Origin of the sequence: Kitasatospora sp. NPDC005748 (genome assembly GCF_040630735.1) — a bacterium.
Lineage (GTDB): Bacteria > Actinomycetota > Actinomycetes > Streptomycetales > Streptomycetaceae > Kitasatospora.
Genome location: NZ_JBEXYD010000010.1, coordinates 161354 through 181647, shown reverse-complemented (window position 1 = coordinate 181647; position 20294 = coordinate 161354). Strand labels below are relative to the sequence as shown.

Below are 20294 nucleotides of genomic sequence, written 5' to 3'. Positions count from 1 at the left end.
TGCCTGTCCCTGCCCGACTCCCGATCGGGGGCCGTATGTCTCACCCGAGGCCTCTCCTCGCCCTCACCGCCGCAGCCGTGGTCACCGTGCTCACCTTCGGGGCGGCCGGTATCGCCACCGGCTCCGCGGCCCCGTCGGCCGTGACGATCCGGGCGGCCGCGCCGGCCGGCCAGCTCCCTACGACCGACCAGCTGAAGGCGGCCCTGCTGAGCAACACCGAACTCGGCCCGAACTTCTCCGAAGTCCCGGTCGCCGACAGCCCGACGGCGGCGGGCGGCGCCTCCCCGGTCGCCGGCTGCGACGCGCTCCGCGCCCTGCTGAACGGGAACGAATCCGGGCCGTCCTCTCAACTGCCGCACCAGGAGATCGAGTTCGATGGCCCCGACGGCAACCCGATGCTGACCGAGTCGCTCACCGCCGAGGACGCCACCCAACTCACCAGCGACCTCACCGTGGTGTCCGACGCGTTCACCGACTGCCACAGCCTCACCTTCAACGACGGGACCGACGCCTCCGTGACCTTCACCGTCACCCCCGTCACCCTGGGCGACCGCAAGGACGCCCCCGCCGTCCGCCTCGACGGCACCCTCGCCGGCGTCCCGCTCAGCGGCTACCTCGCGGTCGAACGCTTCGGCACCGTCGCCCTCTCCTACGGCTTCTACCAGCGCGACGACCCCTCCTCCCAACTCGCCTCCCTCTACTACCGCGCCGCCGTCGCCAAGGCCGAACGCACCCTCGGCACCACCGCCGGCACCGCCACCGCCCCACCCGCCTCCGTCTGACCCCTCGACAACGCCGAACGGCCCCCTCCCGAGCACCACTCGGGAGGGGGCCGCACGCGTGCGCCTCAGGGCTCAGCGCGTCTGAGCCTCGAAGTACCAGCGCTGGTTCGGAGCGCCGTTGCACTGCCAGACCCCGAGCGCGGCCCCGTTGCCGGTGTTCCACCCCGGCAGTTCGAGGCAGGTGGCGGAGTCCGGGTTGTACAGCGAACCGTCGTACTGCCGCACCCAGGTCTGCGTCGCGGGGTCACCGCAGGGCTGGACCGTGACGCTGCTGCCCCAGTGCGCGGGCTTGTCCTCGGTCCCGAGGCAGCGATCGGCGCCCGGGACCTTCAGCTGGTTCTTGTCGGTCAACGTGAAGTGCTGGTTGTCGCCGTTGTAGCAGTCGTGTACGGCGGCGAAGGCACCGAGACCGCCGCCCCAGTTGTCGACGCACTTACCGGGGCTGTAGGCGCTGTGGATCTGCACACTGGCGGCGGTGGTGGCCAGGGTGTTGACCTGCTGGTCGGTCAGCGCGTACGGGTAGAGCCGGACGTCGCTGATCGCGCCGCTCAGTCGATCGCTGGGGCCGGGGTAGCGGGAGGTGACATCGCCGCCGATGTTCACCGTGCCGTTGGTCTTCCAGACTCCGGGGATGTTCGCGGAGCCCGCCGCCCGGCCGTTGACGAAGAGCGTCGCGACACCGGTGCCGGCGTTGTACGTCCCCACCAGGTGGGTCCAGACACCGGTCAGCGGCGACGGCCGAGCGCCGTCGTCCACCACCGCGTAGTAGGTGCCGGTGTAGTAGTTGTCCGATTCCGGGAAGACGAAGGCCCACTTGCCGAACTGGGCCGAGTACTGGAGGTAGAAGGGGCTCCGGTCCTGGCCGGCCAGCGAGACGACGGTCTGGTAGTCGTTGGTGTTGTCGAGCTTCGCCCAGGCGGCCACTGTGTAGCTCTGCGTGGTGTCCAGACCGGGCTTCTCGGTGGTCGGACCGACCGGAGCGGTCGACCGGTAGACCTTGGTGCCGTCGAAGGCGGTGGCCTTGTTGGCCGTACCGTTGTGATCGGTGGTGCGCGCGATGTTCTCCTTCGGGTACAGCGCGTTGGTGTCACCGGTGTCGCCGCCGCTGCGGCCGTCCAGCGCCCACCAGAGCGGATTCACCCCGGTGTCCCCGATCGTCTCGGGGCCGACCTGCCAGGCGAAGCCGGCGTTGGCGGTGCCAGGGTCGGTCGTCTGTCCCCACCACACGTCGATCCGACCCTCTGCGGTCTTGCCCCAGAGGGTCGGGTGGCCGGATCCGGTGAGGTCACCGTCGGAGCCCAGGACCGGCCAGCCGTCCACCGGCACCGCGCCGATCTTCGCGGTGGTCGCGATCTGGGTCAGCGTCGGCACCGTCAGGGGTGCACCGTTGTCATCGAGGACCGGCTGGCCCTGGTCGTTGGTGGCGACCACCGTACCGGTGGTGAAGGTGTAGGCGAACAGGTCGCCCTGTGCCCCGTCGGCGGCCGTCCGCAGGTTGCGCGCCCACAGGCCGGGGCGGCCCTGCTTCGCCCAGTCGCCGGGGGTGATGAGCTCCTTGTCCTTCCACCCGGAGGCTGCCAGCCGAACCGGCTTGCCGAGGGTGTTGGTCCCGGTGGCGGGGTAGTACCAGAGCGCGGCGTCCGCCCCGTTGTCGGTGCTCTCGACGGTGAGCAGGCCGGTCCTGTTCTTGAACTTCAGGCCGGCGTCGAGGTCGGTGTGCACCGGGTCCCCCAGAGCGGCTATCCGCAGGGTGGTGGACCAGTCGTTCGCGTTGTAGCCGGGACTGGTTCGCCAGGCGCAGTCCGCAGGAGGCTGGCACCCGGGCTTGAGAAGCATGCGCTTCTTGTTGATCCGGCCGACGACGCCGTCGTTGCTCGGGTTCTGGTAGACGTAGAGTTCTGCGCTGCCGGGAGCGTGGGCGATGACGTCGTCCACGTTGTGCCCACCGGTCAGGGTGCCCCGGTGGGTGAGCTGGATGTTGTTCCAACCCTGCCCCGTCGGCGAGTCCGCCGCCGTGGCGGCGACCGCCACGGCCGGACTGGTGGCGTGGGGGTTCCCGGGTGCGTTGTAGGTGCGCAGGTAGCCGGACTGGTCCGGGGTGAGGATGTCCGGTGCGCTGTCACCGGTGAGGTCGCCGAAGGCCGGCGGAGGTCCGTCCGGATTCCACGGGACGTAGAAGGCGTACTGGGCGATCGGCGACACGTTGCTCGCGTTGTCCATCACCTGGAGGTAGAGGATGTTGGTCCCCCAGTGCGTCGGAAGGACGCCGATGCCGCCTTGGGGGAACGAGGCGCCGCAGGACCAGCCTGCGCCCGCCAGCTGTGGGTTCCACGACCAGCGGGCACAGACCAGACCGGAGGGGGAACCGCCGTTCGGCGCCGCGTCGGCCGCGGTGAACGGGACGACGCCCCACTCACCGGAGCGCTTCTTGGAGACCTGGCCGTTGCCGGAGGGCGGGAACTGGTTCGCCAGGTCGGCCTCGGACAGCTGGCTGTAGACGTTCGGAACGCTCAGCGTCGGCGGCGTGAGGTCGATGCCGAACCGGCAGGTGGGCGTCGAGTCGGACTTCGCGTCGATCAGGGTGTCGTAGGACTGGGCGCCCCACCCGTAGACGTGGCCGTCCGTGAGCACGGCGGGCGGCACCGGGAAGCTGGCGACCCCTCCGTTGGGGACCTCCTCCGAGTTGCCGCTCGCCACGTCCGGCGCGCCGGGCAGTGAGTAGTCCCAGATGTGGGTCCAGGACCTGAGCGTGTTCTGTATCGGGCTGTGCACGTTGACGTTCAGCGAGACGTTGCCGTTGAACCCGGCCGAGGAGTTCATCCAGCCCAGGGAGGAGCCGTCGCAGCCCTGGTTGGTGGTCCGGGGATCGGCGGTGCTGGGGGCCGGCCAGGCGTTCGGGTTGGTGGGGGTCTCGGGGTAGCGGTCGTACTCGACCACGACGACCGGCCGGTAGTCCATCCGCTTGAACGCGAGCTTGTTCTGCTCGTCCCGGGCGAAGAGGCCGAAGGTCAGCGAGTCCCGCGACGGTGCGTAGTTCTGGTAGACGGAGGTGACGTCGTAGTCGAACTGGAGGTTGTCATGGCACCCGTTGCCGCCGGATCCGGCCACGTCGGCGGAGCCGACCCGGTCGCCGACGACTGCCGGGGGGTTGGACCAGGTGGTCCCGTTGTCGATCCCCCCGGTCAGGTACAGGTCCACCGGGTACTTGTTGGTGCAGGAGTGGTCGGCGGACTCGTACTCCCAGACCGACATGGTCGCCCGGTGGATGAAGATGTCGTTGTACCAACGGGTGTCGAACTGGAAGTAGGAGCGTTCGACGCCCTTGACGGTCTGGTACCCCTGGTAGCCCACGCCGGGGTGGTCGTACTCCTGGCCGGTGGCAGTCGTCTTCAGGTAGTTGGAGTCATAGGGGTGGCCCGCCTGCGTCCACGTCCAGGCGTTTCCCTCGCGCCGGTCGTACTGCCAGACCGGGTCGATGAACCAAGGGCCCTGGCCCTGGCCGAGGACGGACCGGTCGGGGACCACCTCGATGCCGTCCGCGGTGGCGGTGGTGGCCATGGTGGCGACCTTCGCGTCGATTCCCGGCCCGTCCGCGGTGCTCGTCCGGGTCGACTTTCCGGGTGTGCCGGGGTCCGCGCCGTCCACGCCTGCGGCGGCCTGCGCCGACTTGCCGGCCGGGGGAGCGGCTGCGGTGGAGCTGTCCCAGATTCGGGGAGCCGGAGCATGCCAGGCGACGGTTCCGTCCGTCGCGCTCGCGGTGAGGTTGTTGGCCGCGTCGGCCTTCACCGTCACACCCTTGGTGGTGGTGCCGAAGCGGACCTTCTGGAGCTTAGGGTCGGCCGCCGCCTCGGGGGTCTTGACGATGAGGACGGTGCTGAGACCGCCGGTGGCGGATGCGGTCACCTTGAGGTCGACGCCGGGGGCGACCTCCGGGTAGACGAGGCCGTCGCCGTCCTCGTCCACGGTGGGTGTGGTGAGCTGGAACGGCGACTGGATGGCGAGCGTCTCGCCCGCCGGGCTGCTCAGCGTGCCGAGCGGTCCGGGGCCGCCGCCCGAGAGATGGACGCCGGACGCCGCGACCCTGGGCCGGTACCCGCCCGCCGGGTCGGCGACGAGGGTCGCGTCGAGCTTCGCCCAGGTGCCGTCCGGCTGCTTCGCCCGCTGCTGGTCGGCGTGCTGGCTGCGGGAGAGGTGTCCCTGCGGGGTGGCGACGGTCTCGCTGAACGCATCGGTCAGCTCCGGCACGGGGACGGGCTTTCCGGTCGCCTTGGCGCGGGCGGCCGCTCTGTCGGCGGCAGCGGACACGGTCTTCTCGTCGGCCCGCTTGGCGTCGGCCTCGGCCATGATCGCGGAGAGGCCGGGCGAGGAGCTGGTGGGCGAGGCCGGTGTCGGCGCGGAGGCCGGTGCGGCGAAGGCGACCGGTGCCACCGAGGTCAGGGCGAGGAGAAGGCCGACGGCAGCGGCGACGGACCGCCGGGACGAGTGGTCGGAAGAGCGCGCGCCGGAGCGAGCTCCGGGCGGAGCGGCAGGCATGGTGAGTCCCCCACGGAAGTGTCGGATCAGCTGCGCATGGAAGATCTGTGAAGCTCACGCGCAGAGGCTGCTAGCAAGCTGTCGCAGAGGGTGACGGTTCGTCAACCGATTATTCGTACGGGTGTCCGATTTGCAGAGTGGCTCCCGATTACTCATCGTGTGAGGTCCGTCACTCAGGTGATAGGTCGACAATTTGCTCGACCGGAGGGCAGTCGAGGGCCTAGCCTCCGCCACAGTCATCCATCCGTACCCGATGCGTGGTGCGGTTGAGCCTGTGGGGGGTCGAGGTGTCAGTTCGTCATGTCCGTTTCTCCTGGCTGATCGGGAGGGGGAGTCCGTCACCGGGGAGGCGGAAATCCCGGGTGGCCCTGGTGAGTTCGCTGGCGATCCTGGGCGCCCTGGTCTCGCCGATGGCGCCGGCACTCGCCGCGCCGTCGGCGGACGGGAACAAGGATCGGATCTGGTCGCCGCCGAACACCCCGCTGCCGAAGACGGCATCGGTGCCCGGCAGGGCCGAGAAGCCCAAGGTGGTGCCGCCGGCCACCGGTTCGCCGAACTGGGTCCCGCCGAAGGCGCCGCCGCCGGCTCCGCACGGTGCCGCACTGGCGACACTGGATACGGCTCCGCCCGCGGGTTCTGTCACGACGCGTACGGATGCGGGCGGTGCCGAGGTCCGCGAGCCCGCCGCCGGCGCGTCCCGGCAGGCGGGCGACCTGCCGGTCTGGCTCGCGCCGCTGGCCCCGGACGCGGCCGCGACGAAGGGCGCGGAGAGCGCTGCCGCCGGTGACACGGCGGCGACCGCGACGTCCGTTCGCGTGGACGTGGCGGAGGCCAAGGCGGCCGACGGGCTCGGCGTGCAGGGCACCCTGCTGGCACTCTCCCGCAGCGGGCGGGCCGAGGCGGCCAAGGTCCGCGTGGCGCTCGACCTCGGCGGCGTCGGATTCGGCGGTGACTTCGCCGAGCGGGCGCGCCTCGTCTCGCTGCCGGCCTGTGCGCTGACCACACCCGAGGTGCCGAGCTGCCTGGTTCGCACCCCGGTGCCGTCCCACTACGACACGCAGGCCAAGCGGCTGATCGCGGACGTCGAACTGCCGTTGGTGGAGGCATCGCTGACGGCGCAGGAGCAGAACGCGGCGAAGTCCGCCGCACCGGCGACGTCGGCAGCGATGGCACCGCTAGCACCGCTGGTCCTGGCCACCGAGGGCACACCCTCCAGTGGCACGGGTACCTACAGCGCGACCTCGCTCTCGTCGAGCCAGGCGTGGACGGCCGGAAGCTCGTCGGGCTCGTTCAGCTACAGCTACCCGATCCAGTCGCCGCCGACCCTCGGCGGGGCGGCACCTCAGCTCGCGCTCGGCTACGACTCCGCCTCGGTGGACGGCCGGACGGCCTCCACCAACTCCCAGGCCTCGTGGATCGGTGACGGCTGGGACCTCAGCTCCGGGTTCGTGGAGCGCTCCTACAAGGCGTGTGCCAAGGCCGGGATCGCGGGATCCGGCGACCAGTGCTGGGGCGGCGCCAATCTGACGCTGTCGCTCGGTGGCCACTCCGGTGAACTCGTCCCGCACGACGCCTCGTGCGTGAACACGGACACCCGGTTCGAGCAGTCCAAGTGCACCTGGCGGCTGAACAACGACGACGGCACCAAGGTCGAGTTCCTCACCGGCGCCGCCAACGGCACCTGGAACGAGTCGTACCTGAAGGTCACCGACACCTCGGGCACGGTCTACTACTTCGGCCTCAACCAGGTGCCCACCGCAGCCGGCGCGCCGAGCCGGACCGGGCTGGAGAGCAAGTCGGCCTGGACGGTGCCGGTCTACTCGCCGAACGCCGGTGACCCCTGCTACGACTCGGCCAAGGGCAAGGGCTCCTGGTGCCAGATGGCGTGGCGCTGGAACCTCGACTACGTCGTCGACACGCACCACAACCTGACCACCTACACCTACGCACCCGAGACCAACTGGTACGCGCGAGGTGGCGGTCAGAACCCGGGCGCGGGGGTGAACACCCAGTACACCCGTGGCGGCACGCTCGCCTCGATCGGCTACGGCCAGCTGGATGCGGACCAGATCGCCGCCGGCGGCAGTTACCTGCCCGCTTCGAAGATCGAGTTCGAGACGGGGGAGCGGTGCCTCGGCGCTGCCTGCGACCCGTCGCAGCGCACCTCGGCGAACGCCACCAACTGGCCGGACGTCCCGCTGGACAAGCAGTGCGCCCAGTCGGGAGTCTGCTCCAACTCCGGTCCGAGCTACTGGTCCACCAAGTGGCTCAACACGATCACCACCAAGGTCCGTTCTGGCGGTTCGTACCGTCCGGTGGACAGCTACCAGCTCGCCCACAGCTTCATGAAGCCGCAGAACTCGACCGAGGACACCGCGATCCCGTGGCTGGCGTCGGTCCGCCGGGTCGGCAAGGACACGTTCAACAGTCCTGAGGAGAAGGGCCTCCCGGAGGTCACCTTCGCCAGCGCGTTGTTGCCCAACCGCGTCGACGGCCTCGTCCCGGCGCGCCCGCGGTATAACCGCCCGCGCATCGAGGTCATCACCACTGCGACCGGCGGGACCATCTCCGTCAAGTACGCGCTCGACTCGTGCTCGCGCACCGCCGGCCGGATGCCGGCGTCCGCCGACAGCAACACGATGAGCTGCTACAACGTGAAGTGGTACGACACCGGCATCAAGGCGACCGCCGATGACTGGTTCCTGCGCTACCCGGTCGAGAGCGTCACCGTGGACCCGAACGGCAACCTCGTCCAGGGCTCGGTCCCGAAGACCACCAGCTACACGTACGGCGAGGCCGCGTGGCACCGCAACGACGGCGCCCTGGTCGACTCCGCCTACCGGACGTGGGACCAGTTCCGCGGTTACGCCAGCGTGACCGCCGTGACGGGCTCCGGTACGGACGGCGCCAAGTCGAAGTCCGCCACGTTCTACTACCAGGGCATGGACAACGACCTCAAGGCGAACGGCTCGCCGAAGACCGCGAGTGTGACCGGTCCGAAGAGCGGTGCCCAGGCCGACAAGGACTGGCTCGCGGGCCGGGTGCTGGAGTCGGACAGCTACACCGACGCCGACGCCGCGGATCCCGTCGGCTACACGGTGAACACCAGCTCCGGAGAGGCCTCGACCGCCACACACAAGCGCACCGGCCTGCCGGACCTGGAGGCCCGCTACCCGGCCACCACGTCGACCGCCGTCAGTACGGTGAAGACCACCGGTGGCAGCCGCACCACCTCCACGGTGACCAAGACCGACAAGGACCACAACAACCGGGTCAAGTCCTCGCTCAGCACCGCCGACGGGACCCCTGACATCTGCACCCGCACCGATTATGCGGTCGCGAGCAACCCACAGATGACGGGGCTGGTCGCGGAGGTGCTGACCGTCTCCGGCGCCGATGCCTGTGCCGCCACGGCGACCGCGGCCAACACGGTCTCCAGTACCCGCGCCTTCTACGACGGCGCTGCCTACAAGGTGGCGGGCGACAAGGGCGAGGCCACCGGCAGCCAGGTGCTCGACCGCTATGACGGCTCGGGTACGGCCCAGTACGTGACCAGTGGTGCCAGCACCTACGACGCGTACGGCCGCGTGGCCACCGTCACCGACCCGACGGTCTCGGACGGTTCGAACCCCAACGGCGCGGTGGTGACCACCTCCTACAGCTCCGCCACCCCGGGCGAGCTGCCGAACCGTACGGTGACCGGGACCCCGGCACCGGCCGGCGCTCCGGACGCGGGCGGTCGGCGTGAGACCGCGGTGATGGTGAACCCGGCCCGAGGATTGCCGATCACCACGACCGACCCCAACGGCCGCAAGGTCACCCAGTCCTATGACGCACTGGGCCGCCTGAAGGCGGTCTGGACGCCCGGCCGGGACACCACGCTGAGTGCCAACTTCACCTACGACTACGCGGTCAACGGCACCAACGCACCGTCCACGATCAGCAGCAACACGCTGCGATCCAATGGCCAGTACGGCACCGCGACGCAGATCATCGACGGCCTCGGCCGGGTGATCCAGACGCAGAGCCCACCGGCGGTCTCCTCCTACCACGGGCGTCTGATCACCGACACCTTCTACGACTCGCAGGGCCGTGCCAACCAGGCCTACAACACCTACTACGAGGACACCAACGAGCCCCGCACGGTCCGGTGGACACCGGACGGTGCGATGGTGCCGAACCGGACTGTTACGCAGTTCGACGGCATGGGCCGCCCGGTCAGTACCCAGTTCATCGCTCTCGGTGTGCTGCAGTCCACCACGACCACCGCCTACCCGGGCGCCGACCGGGTCGACGTGACCCCACCCGCCGGGGCCACCGCGACCAGCACCGTCACCGACGGCCGCGGCCGCACGTCCCAGCTGTGGCAGTACCGGACGCCGAGCGCGACCGGCACCCCGGCCGACGCGGACGTCACCACCTACACCTACACGCCGAGCGGCTCGGCCGCGACGCGGGTGGATTCGGCGGGAAACACCTGGAGCTACGGCTACGACCAGCGCGGCCGCCAGGTCCGCGCCGACGACCCGGACACGGGCGTGTCCACCCGCAGTTACGACCGTGCGGGCCGGCTCACGTCCACGACCGACGCGCGCAACCAGACCGTCGCGATCACCTACGACCTGCTCGGCCGCAAGACCGGTACCTACAACGGCACGGCCGCCCCGGCCAACCAGTTGACCGGCTACACCTACGACACCGTGGCGAAGGGCCAGGCGGCATCGTCGACCCGGTACGTGGGCGGTGCGAGCGGTGCGGCTTACACGAAGACTGTCACTGAGCTGGATGTCGCCTACCGGCCGATCGGGACCAGCATCTCCCTCCCGGGCAGTGATATCGGCAAGACCGGTCAGGTGATCTTCGGCTACCGGGCGTCGTACGACGGAATCAGCGGCGCACTGGTCTCGGAGAGTCGTGCCGCAGCCGGAACTCTGGCCGATGAGTGGATCACCTACGGATACGAGGACTACGGCACGCTGAACGACATCGGCGGTGCCGGGACGACCTACCTCCGCCAGGCCGACTGGGACGCCTACGGGCGTAACATCCGTTCCACGATGAACCCGTGGGGCACCCAGATCGTCGCCACCAACACCTACGACGAGCCGACCGGCCGTCTGCTGAACCAGTACGTCGACAAGCAGACGGCAGGGACCGGCTCCGTACAGAACACCGCCTACGCCTACAACCAGGCCGGCCAGATCACCGCGATCAGGGCGATCCCGAACAACCTCCCGGCCGCGACCGACCTGCAGTGCTTCAGCTACGACTACCTGGGCCGCCTCACCACCGCGTGGAGTGACACCGGGCAGCTCAACCAGCCGACTCCGTCGCTCGGCGGACAGGGGTCCTGCGCCAACTCGACGCCCGCCAGCGGTGCCACCGCGCCCGCGAAGACCACCGTGGGCGGCAGCGCCGCCTACTGGCAGGAGTACGGCTACGACCTGGCCGGCAACCGCACCAAGCTGGTCAATCACGACCCGGCCGGCGACCCGGCCAAGGACCTGAAGGTCGATCAGACCTTCCCGGCCCCGGGCGCCCGGAACACGCCCACCGCCGCCGCCGATACGGGTGGCGGCACCGGTGGTCCGCACGCGCTCGCAACCGGTAAGTCCACCTTCGGCGTTGCAGTCGGTGTGCAGGGAACGGACGAGTACGACGCGGCCGGCAACACCACGAAGATCAACAACCCGGGCGGCAGCAAGGACCTCAAGGCGGGGTTCGTGCTCAACTCCGGTGAGTCGGTGCGCTCCAACAGCGTCCAGCTCGCCATGCAGCCGGACGGCAACCTGGTCCTCAGCTCGCTGCGCACCGGGAAGGCGATCTGGTCCACCAACACCCAGGACCACTCGGGTGCCTGGGCGACCATGCAGGACGACGGCAACTTCGTCGTCTACGACCCGCAGCGCGTCCCGCTCTGGTCCTCCAAGACCTGGGTCGGCAACAACAGCGGCTACTTCGCCAAGGTGCAGGACGACGGCAACTTCATCGTCTTCACATCGAGCTGGCAGGCCAAGTGGAGCAGCTCCACCTGGAACGCCGTCGATGCCGCCAACGCCACCACACTGACCTGGGACGTCGAGGGCAAGCTCGCCTCACTCACCCAGGGCTCGGCCACCACGTCGTACCTCTACGACGCGGACGGCAACCAGCTCGTGCGCCGCAACCCGGGCAAGGTGACGGTCAACCTCGGCGGCGGCGACGAACTCTCGTACGACACCAGCACCGGGACCAGCACCGGTGCGCGCTACTACAGCATCCCCGGCGGAATCACCCTGGTCCGCGAGGGCCCGGGCAAGCTGGCCTACCAGTTCTCCGACCACCACGGCACCAGCTCCCTGTCCATCGAGTCCGCGACCACCAACGAGACCCGCCGCACCTTCGACCCCTTCGGCGCCACCCGCGGCCCCGGCTCACTCGCCACCCCGTGGTCCGGCGACAAGGGCTACGTCGGCGGCCTCAAGGACGACGCCACCGGCTTCACCAACCTCGGCGCAAGGCAGTACCAGCCCGGCACGGGCCGTTTTCTCAGTGACGACCCGGTGACGGTCAGCGATACGCCCCAGCAGTGGAGCGGCTACGCTTACAGCAACAATGACCCTGTCAATGGTAGTGACCCGAGTGGCCTTTGTCGGGCCGATATCTGCGGTGTAGGAACCCCGATCGGCGGCACCGGTAGCGGCCCGAATAATCCGGTCCGCTTCGTCAGCACCGGACCAGTGGCGCCGGAAGACCCGTCTGAGGGAAGTTACTACATGGGTAACTTCATCCCCGGTCCGCCGAAACAGAAGCCGACTACGTCGATAGGGTCGGCCAAGCCCTGTAATGGTTGTAAGTTGGTAACCGACCTTCCCAAGAGCGCAGTTAAGGCCCTGCCGCAGCAGGATTCCGATGTGAGAGCCGTCACGATTTATCAGGTGTCCCAGTCGACATGGCTGAACAAGGAGGTATCTGACGAATTCAATATTGCTGACCAGGATGGCGAAGTTAGCCGTACCAGAACTACTATCCACACTAATCAGGTGACAAAACAGTTCACCGAGAAGGTCGGGGGCAGCGCGACGGCCAAGACGACACTCGAAGGCTCGCTCCCCTTCCTTGCGGACGGTAAGGTCGAGGTCTCGATCTCGCTAAATGGTGAGGTCACCTGGCAGGATACTGATGCCGTTAGCGACTCGAGGCAGGATACCGTGGTGCTCCCGGCAGTGAAGGTTAAGGCTGGCCAAGGATACGGACTTTCTCCTGCGGGAACCGCCACCCAGTACATGGCCGTCTATGTTCACTCTGACGGGACTACATCGAGTAAGGATTTTGCCACGTACGATATCCACAACTGGGCACCAGTCGCCTACGACCATACGCCAGGGCTGATCATCAACGTAAATTCGGGGCCCGCCAAGTGATTACGTGACATGCGTGGCGGCATCGTACCTAGGGGAGGTTACGGATGAACAATCGCAGAATCCGACTGGCGGTGGCCTTTGTATCCTTTGCATCCCTATGGATGGGTGTCGCCGCGTGTGGCTCTGTGCATAACGGATTTGAGGGGAGAGTTACCGGGGCCGACTCTGCGGAGGAGGCGGTCGCGCTGGGGCCAGAATTTCCGGCAGAAGGAAGACGCCTTGCGCTGGCCTGGGCGGCTGGAGAAGGAAAGGCGCCTGCCGGCGGGCGGACCGCAGTGGCCAGGTTTGGAGTGGGTCAGCCTGCGTCTCTGGTTTGGCAAGCCGAGGCTAGCGGTGATATTTGTACTGCTCGGGCGCCTGATGTGGGCGGCGTGATGACCGAATGTAGCAGAGCGTCGGATATCGAGGGCAGGCTAACTCCCGGTGTCGGAATTGTATTTGGCTCTCGGCTGGTTAAAATGGAGGCTCAGGAGAAGTGGAGTATTCTTCTCTTGGCAAGTGATGAAAGCGTGGAGAGGCTCTATTGCCAACAGCGCACCTTCCTTGCCCGAAAGGTCTTGGAAGTCACGGTCGGCGGTGCGCTGCGGACCATCTATGCCGTCAGTATCCCGACTTATCTCCCCGGGGACTACCGGGTCGATGCCCGCCGCAACGGAATGCTGGTGGCCGATCACATAATGCTCAACCCGACGCGGGTTGGGGCCGCCCAGTGTTGAAATAGATCATTGTTGGTGTTCGGGCCGCCCGCCCCGTCCTCCAGAGCGGGCGGCACCGTGCAATGATCTACCGCACGGGAGCGCCGGGTTGGGCCTGGGTGCCCTTGAGCTCGGCAATCGCGGCGGCGAGGGCGAGGTAGGCTTCGACCTTCGCGGCTTCGATCTTGGTTGTGGCCGTGAGCGAGTCAGGGTTGTGTATCGATGCCAGCCAAGCTCGTGCGGTACTCGCGTGGTCGAGGTGGTTGCTCATTCGAGGCCTCCGGAAGAGATCGCTAGGCAGGTACCCGCTGAGCGTAGGACCATAGTGGGTTGTATGCAGGCCTCTTTGCCCAAGTAGCCCTGTTCCTGTCTCAGCGGTCGGCCTCAGCGTCTCCGCACACGCGGGCCTGGTCAAGTCCTGTCCTGGTGTATGGCTCTTGCGCGCTGCTTCGGACTCGAGGAGTGGTGACCTCGGTCGGTCGTTCCTCGAAGATTCGGGTCCGGTATGGTGATGAAGAAGGTTTGGGGCTTCAGGGCTGTTCAACGCTGAGCTGCTGGTGCGGAGAAGTCGATTGAGCGGGTCGGACAGTTGCAGCGGCAGCATGCTTGCTTCCGCTGGCGGATTCCTCCTGGGGGCGGGATCGAGGGGCCGAGCTGGATGTGAAGTGCAGGGGGCATGGGGTGCTTCGGGTGTGCCGATCGTTCGGGTGGCTGGCGCTGTTCTGGCCTTTCGGCTCTGGTCGATCCGGGTGCCGTCTGGCTGCGCAGTGACGGCTTCGACCGATATGCCCCTGCGGTGACGCAGGGGCAATTTCATGAGGCGACTATCGCGAGCTTCTCGAGTGGTGGCATGCAAGACAAGGTGGTGCCACGGAGGTGATCCGTTCGGTGTTCAAGTCTCGTGCCGGGCGAGTGATTTCGATAGCAGTTGCCGTGGTGGTCGTCATGGGGATCTTTCTATGGAATATTCCCCTGATGGGGCAGTGGCGGGTGGACAGGCCGGTTACGGGCTTTCTTCTTGAGTCACCGGTCTCTGAAGGGCCGTGGCAGAGGCAGGAAGATCGGGATCCCGGTGCTCCCTATATGCGGGGGCTGGACGAGCGGCAGGAACGTTCCTTCGTGCGAGATGCTTCGGATCCGTCGAAGGGGAAGGTCAATCAGACGGTCATGCGGTTCGGTTCGCCGACGTGGGCGTGGCTCGTGTTCCGGTCCGGTGGCCTCAAGAGCCGGTACTCGCGCTATGGTCAGGTTGAACCGATCTCTGTGTCCGGCAGCCGGAGTGCCGATGATCAAGAATACGCCTGCCTTCTGTCGGAGGGTGCCGAATGCCAGAAGTGGGGTATGTGGCTGAGGTATGGACAGTATCTTGTCGAGGTCGTGGGCGTTGAGGAGTCATCGGTTGACGGGGCCGCCGAGAGCATGCGACAGCTGGCGGGAAAGGTCGATCTAGAAATGCGCGACTGACGTCGATACGTGTCGAATATCGGTCGGGTTCCTTCGTTGACCGCCCGCTCCCTTTTGGGGGCGGGCGGTCAACGGTGTGTTCACTCGGATGGTTCTGGGGCGGGCGAGTGCTGTGCCGGCGGGTTGTCGATGACGTACCGCGATGGGGGGCGACAGCACGGAAGTCGGCGTGGACGCGCATGCCGATCGCGTGGAGGTCGGCGCGCCAGTCTCCGTGAGTGCCAGGCCGTGCCGGGCGCGGCCGATGAGTTCGTCGGCGACGGCCAGCAGCAGGTCGTCGGTGTCGTGGGGAAGTGCCGGCAGACCGCACTACTTTCGGGCTGGCGCGGGACGTCGACGCTCCGGTCGTCGATTTTGATGCAGGGGGTTCCAGGATGAAGTACGCAATGAAGCTGTCCGGTGCGTCTTTGCTCTGCGCATCGATTGGCTCCTGGGGCGACGTCCGCCGTGACGGCGCCGTGGCAAGCGATCATGTAGTGCCCGGAGCAGGCCCTTCCCGTCCGATGTTCGACGGGCTCCCCCGGCTCGGCGTGCAGGTCGCACGTCGAGCCGGTCGTCCGGTGCACCTGGCGGGCGTTGGCGACGTCGCTCTGGTGTCGGGTCGGACGGTCAGTGTTCGCGCCGCGACGGCGGTTGCTCCTCCTGCCCCCGCAGGCGGGCGGCTACGGCTTCGAGGAGGAGGTCGAGGGCGAAGGGGTAGCCGCTGCGGTCCATGTCGGTGATCAGGAGGGGGGCGGTGGCGGCGATGTTGGGGTGGGTGGCGGGGGTGAGGCGGCCGTAGCGGACGCGCCAGACGGCGAGGTCGGCGGCGCGGGCCGGGGGTGGGAGGGCGAGGGCGGCGGCGTCCTGGGCGGCGAAGGCGAGGGCCTGGTCGATGAAGGCGTGGTAGATCGGGACGGCCTCGTGGTCGGGGAACCCGGCTGAGCGGAGCACGCCGAGGATGGTCTCGACGGCCCGGGTCTCGTGGTCGCGCCCGGTGGTGCGGTGGGCGGCGAGCTGGGCGGCCTGGGGGTGGGCCAGGTAGGCGGCGTGGACGCGCATGCCGATCGCGTGGAGGTCGGTGCGCCAGTCGCCGGTGAGGGTGAGGCCGTGCTGGGCGCGGCCGATGAGTTCGTCGGCGACGGCCAGCAGCAGGTCGTCGGTGTTGTGGAAGTACCGGTAGACCGCGCTCGGGTCGGCGCCGAGTGCGGCGCCGAGGCGGCGGACGGTGAGGGCGGCCGCGCCGTGCTGGCCGATCAGCCGCAGGGCGGTGGCCACGATGACCTGCTCGGACAGCACCGTGCCCTGCTTGGTCGGTTTCCGGCGCCGCCGTTGCGGTTCGGGGACCACGCGTTCCGTCATGGCGGGGAGCCTAGGGCATCGCGCCTTATGACAACAGCATTGACGTGTGACCGGGGCGAGGCTTTCATGGCCGCCACGGCCAGGACAGCTACCGGCCGCCACCCCTTCCCCCCCACGATCAAGGCGGTGATCCGTTGGCAACGACGGTCAAGGACTCCGGCGACACCCCGAGAGCCGGCGCGCCCACCCCCGAGGGCCCGCTGCCCAAGTCCGTCGGCGTGGTCGGCGGCATCGTGCTCGCCGCCTCCAGCACCGCGGCGACCAGCAGCATCGGCATCGGGCTCGGCCTGATGGCGGGCGTCGTCGGCCTGCACCTGCCGGCGATCATGCTGCTGGCCTTCCTCCCGGTGCTCGGCATCGCCGGCGCTTACGGGCGGCTCAACCGCGTCGACCCGGACTCCGGCAGCAGCTACACCTGGGTCGGCCGGGTGCTCAACCCCTGGCTCGGTTTCCTCACGGGCTGGGTGAACACCGTCGGTACCGTGGTGTTCATGGCCTATACCACGACGGTGACCGGGTCGGCACTGATCCAGCTGCTCGGCCAGGCGCGGGTCCGCTCGGTGGCCGGCCTGCGGCTGGACGCGGACTCCACCCTCCAGGCCACCCTGCTGGGCATGGTCGTCCTGGTGGCCGCCGCGCTGGTCGCGGTGCGCGGCCTGGAACTCGCCGCCCGGCTGCAGAAGTACCTGCTGGTCTTCGAGTACGTCGTGCTGCTGGCCTTCTGCGGCTACGGCCTGTTCGCCGGCGACCAGCCGTTCTCGCTCGACTGGTACAACCCCTTCGCGATCCCGTCGGTGGACGCCCTCGCACAGGGCATGGTGCTGGCGGTGTTCTGCTACTGGGGCTTCGAGTCGGTGTTCAGCATCGGCGAGGAGGTCCGCGAACCGGGCGACGCCTCGCGCGGCGGCTTCATCGCGCTGGTGGTGATGCTGCTGCTCTTCCTGCTCGCCGGGACGGCCTTCCAACGGGTGCTGCCGATGGAGGAGTTGGCGGACAACGGCGCGCACGGGCTGACGTACCTCGGCGAGAAGCTGGCCCGCCAGCCGCTGGCCGCGCTGCCGCTGATCGCGCTCACCTTCTCCGCCGTGGCCTCGCTGCAGGCCTCCGTCATCCCCACCGCCCGGGGCATGTACGCGATGGGCCGGGACGGCACGCTCGGCCCGGTCTGGACCCGGATCCACCCCCGCTACGGCACCCCCGCCGCCGGCACCCTGCTGATCTCGGGCGCCGCCATCCTGCTCGCGGTGCTCTCGCTGGTCATCCCGACCGTGAACGACCTGATCTCGGCGACGGTCAACGCGATCGGCATCGTGGTGGCGCTCTACTACGCGCTGACCGCGGTGGCGGCGGCGGTCCGGTTCCGGCACCTGCTGCGCACCTCACCGCTGGAGGGCCTGCGCGCGGTCGTCGCCCCACTGCTCGGCGCGGCGGTGCTGCTGGCGGTGGGCGGCTATCTCTGCTGGATGCTGTACGACTCCGCGGACCACTTCGAACTCTCGGCCGACAACGGCTGGTTCGGCCTGTCCGTGCCGGTGCTGATGATCGGCTCCGGGCTGGTGGCCGCCGCGTGGTCCCGTTTCCACCGCAAGTCCGCCTACTTCGACCGGCAGGCACCGGCCGACCCGGCCCCCGCCGATCCGACGGCCGCCCCCGCAGCCTGACCCCCACCGTCTCCCCGACCCCGGCCGCGCCCCGGCCGCCGAACTCCCAGGAGCACCACCGATGTCCAAGGCCGACCTGGTCTTCACCAACGGTCCCGTCCACACCGGCGACCCGGCCCGCACCCGCGCCACCTCGCTCGCCGTCACCGGCGAGCGGATCACCGCCGTCGGCCACGACGAGGTCCGCCAGCTGATCGGCCCCGGCACCGAAGTCGTCGACCTCGAAGGCCGGTTGCTGATCCCCGGCTTCCAGGACTCGCACATCCACGCCGTCTTCGGCGGCACCGAACTGGCCGAGTGCGACCTCACCGGGACGGTCGGCGCCGACGAGTACCTGCGCCGCGTCGCCGCGTTCGCCGCCGCCCACCCCGACCGGACGTGGATCACCGGCGGCGGCTGGTCGATGGAGAGCTTCGCGGGCGGACTTCCCACCCGGCACCTGCTCGACTCCGTCGTGCCCGACCGCCCGGTCTACCTGGTCAACCGCGACCACCACGGCGCCTGGGCCAACACCCGGGCGCTGGAACTCGCCGGGCTCACCCGGGACACCCCCGACCCGGCCGACGGCCGGATCGAGCGCGAGCCGGACGGCACCCCGAGCGGGATGCTCCAGGAGGGCGCCACCGGCCTGGTCGCCCGGCTCGTCCCGCCGACCGACGCGGCGGGACGGCTGGCCGGACTGCACCGGGCGCAGGAACTCCTGCACTCGCTCGGCATCACCGGCTGGCAGGACGCCCTGCTCGGCATCTTCAACGGCCAGCCGGACCCGTCCGACGCCTACGCCGCCGCCGCCAAGGCCGGCACGCTGACCGCGCGGGTCACCGGCGCGCTCTGGTGGGACCGCAACCGGGGCGCCGACCAGATCCCCGAACTGGTCGCCCGTCGTGCGCAGTTGACCGGAGGCCGGTTCCGGGCCGGCTCGGTGAAGATCATGCAGGACGGCATCGCCGAGAACTTCACGGCCGCGCTCTCCACCCCCTACCTGGACGGCTGCGGCTGCGCCACCGCCAACTCCGGCCTCAGCTTCGTCGACCCCGCCGCCCTGTGCGGCTACGTCACCGCCCTGGACGCGCTCGACTTCCAGGTGCACTTCCACGCCCTCGGCGACCGCGCGGTCCGCGAGGCGCTCGACGCCATCGAGGTCGCCCGCGCCGCCAACGGCCGGCGCGGCACCCGGCACCACCTCGCCCACCTCCAGGTGGTCCACCCGAGCGACCTCCCGCGCTTCGCCGCTCTCGGCGCGATCGCGAACATCCAGCCGCTCTGGGCCGCCCACGAGCCCCAGATGGACGAGCTCACCATCCCGTTCCTCGGCCCCGAACGGGCCGCCTGGCAGTACCCGTTCGGCGGACTGCTGAGGGCCGGTGCCACCCTCGCCGCCGGCAGCGACTGGCCGGTCAGCAGCCCGGACCCGATCGCCGGCATCCACGTCGCCGTCAACCGGATGGAACCCGACGCGACCGACGGCCGGGTCTTCCTCCCCGAGCAGCGGCTGGACCTCGCCACCGCCCTCGCCGCCTACACGGCCGGATCCGCCCATGTGAACGGCCACGACGACGCGGGCAGCCTGCGGACCGGCCACCTCGCGGACCTGGTGGTGCTCGACCGCGACTTCTTCGCCACCCCGCCCGAGGAGATCGCCGCCACCCGGGTCGAGCGGACGTACGTGGGCGGCCAGTTGGTCTACGCGAAGGGCTGATGAGACGCGCGAATCGGTGCCGCACAGGAAGTCGGCCGGTCCGACTTCCTGTGCGGCACCGATTTCAGGGGCGGGCAGCGGTCGGGGCACTCGGGGCCGGGCGCGGCTGGGCCGGGTGATGGTGCCGCGCGGTGAGGGGGAGCGCCCAGGCGAGGAGGGCGAGCAGCAGGGCGAGGGGGAGCACGGTCAGGACCGTGGCCTGGGCGGTGCCGGGGCGTTCAGGCGGCATGGGGGAGGTCGAGTTCGGCCCAGACGGTCTTGGCGTTGGGGTGGCGGGGGATGCTGCCCCAGCGGTCGGCGAGCGCGCCGACGAGGGTGAGGCCGCGCCCGGACTGCGCGTGGGCGGCGCAGGAGGCGGGGACGGTGGGGTGACGGTCCCCCCGGCAGTCGGACACCTCGATACGGAGGGTGGCGCCGCCCGGGGACCTGTCGACGAGGCGGAGCGCGAGCTCGAACCCGCGGCCCGGCACACGTCCGTGGGTGCTGGCGTTGGCCGCCAGCTCGGCGATCACCAGCAGCGCGGAGTGGAAGGTCTCGGCGGCGATCGAGTTGAGCCCCCAGGCCGTGAGTTGTTGTCTCGCGATCCGGCGCCCGATCGAGGCCCCCTTGGGGGAGGCGGTGAGCTGCGCGGTGTGGGCGCGAGGGGTCGCTGTGTCGAGGGGAATTTCGGACTTCATGTGACAAAGCCTGGTCCCTCGGAAGTACCCTGACCATGG

The 20294-nt window shown here is 69.2% G+C and carries 11 protein-coding genes; 6 read left to right on the top strand and 5 right to left on the bottom strand.

Annotated elements, in window-relative coordinates; genetic code table 11:
- Positions 1-35: 35 nt before the first annotated feature.
- A complete protein-coding gene (locus ABZ495_RS11280; RefSeq protein WP_359805361.1) occupies positions 36-782 on the top strand; it encodes a hypothetical protein in 747 nt (248 codons plus the stop codon).
- 72 nt (positions 783-854) lie between these two features.
- Here the strand turns inward: ABZ495_RS11280 and ABZ495_RS11275 are convergent, their stop codons facing one another.
- Positions 855-5210 (bottom strand): LamG-like jellyroll fold domain-containing protein, encoded by a 4356-nt coding sequence (locus ABZ495_RS11275; RefSeq protein ID WP_359835453.1) that lies wholly within the window; start codon positions 5208-5210, stop codon positions 855-857.
- 467 nt (positions 5211-5677) lie between these two features.
- On the opposite strand from ABZ495_RS11275, the gene ABZ495_RS11270 reads away from it, so the two are divergent.
- Together ABZ495_RS11270 and ABZ495_RS11265 are read left to right on the top strand one after the other, a co-directional pair.
- Complete coding sequence (locus tag ABZ495_RS11270) at positions 5678-12718, top strand: RHS repeat-associated core domain-containing protein (protein ID WP_359835451.1); 7041 nt, start codon at positions 5678-5680, stop codon at positions 12716-12718.
- Positions 12719-13176: 458 nt separating this feature from the next.
- A complete protein-coding gene (locus ABZ495_RS11265; protein ID WP_359835449.1) occupies positions 13177-13434 on the top strand; it encodes a hypothetical protein in 258 nt (85 codons plus the stop codon).
- A gap of 67 nt (positions 13435-13501) precedes the next feature.
- Here the strand turns inward: ABZ495_RS11265 and ABZ495_RS11260 are convergent, their stop codons facing one another.
- The gene (locus tag ABZ495_RS11260; protein WP_359835447.1) at positions 13502-13684 is read right to left on the bottom strand and encodes a hypothetical protein; all 183 of its coding nucleotides are present in this window, start codon (positions 13682-13684) and stop codon (positions 13502-13504) included.
- Between the two features lie 605 nt (positions 13685-14289).
- On the opposite strand from ABZ495_RS11260, the gene ABZ495_RS11255 reads away from it, so the two are divergent.
- Positions 14290-14877 carry a hypothetical protein gene (locus tag ABZ495_RS11255; protein ID WP_359835445.1) on the top strand — a complete coding sequence of 196 codons (588 nt, stop codon included), beginning with the start codon at positions 14290-14292 and terminating at the stop codon, positions 14875-14877.
- Between the two features lie 609 nt (positions 14878-15486).
- On the opposite strand, the gene ABZ495_RS11250 is transcribed toward ABZ495_RS11255, so the two are convergent.
- Positions 15487-16218, bottom strand: coding sequence for a TetR/AcrR family transcriptional regulator (locus ABZ495_RS11250; protein ID WP_359835443.1), 732 nt, complete (start codon positions 16216-16218; stop codon positions 15487-15489).
- A 134-nt stretch (positions 16219-16352) separates the two neighbouring features.
- On the opposite strand from ABZ495_RS11250, the gene ABZ495_RS11245 reads away from it, so the two are divergent.
- Together ABZ495_RS11245 and ABZ495_RS11240 are read left to right on the top strand one after the other, a co-directional pair.
- A complete protein-coding gene (locus ABZ495_RS11245) occupies positions 16353-17879 on the top strand; it encodes an APC family permease (protein ID WP_359835441.1) in 1527 nt (508 codons plus the stop codon).
- A 61-nt stretch (positions 17880-17940) separates the two neighbouring features.
- Entirely contained in the window at positions 17941-19578 is a 1638-nt protein-coding gene (locus ABZ495_RS11240; RefSeq protein ID WP_359835439.1) for an amidohydrolase, read from the top strand.
- 64 nt (positions 19579-19642) lie between these two features.
- On the opposite strand, the gene ABZ495_RS11235 is transcribed toward ABZ495_RS11240, so the two are convergent.
- Together ABZ495_RS11235 and ABZ495_RS11230 are read right to left on the bottom strand one after the other, a co-directional pair.
- Positions 19643-19807, bottom strand: a complete 165-nt coding sequence (locus ABZ495_RS11235) for a hypothetical protein (protein ID WP_359835437.1) — start codon at positions 19805-19807, stop codon at positions 19643-19645.
- Entirely contained in the window at positions 19797-20255 is a 459-nt protein-coding gene (locus ABZ495_RS11230) for an ATP-binding protein (protein WP_359835435.1), read from the bottom strand. Before ABZ495_RS11230 ends, ABZ495_RS11235 begins: the two co-directional genes overlap by 11 nt.
- Positions 20256-20294 lie beyond the last annotated feature (39 nt).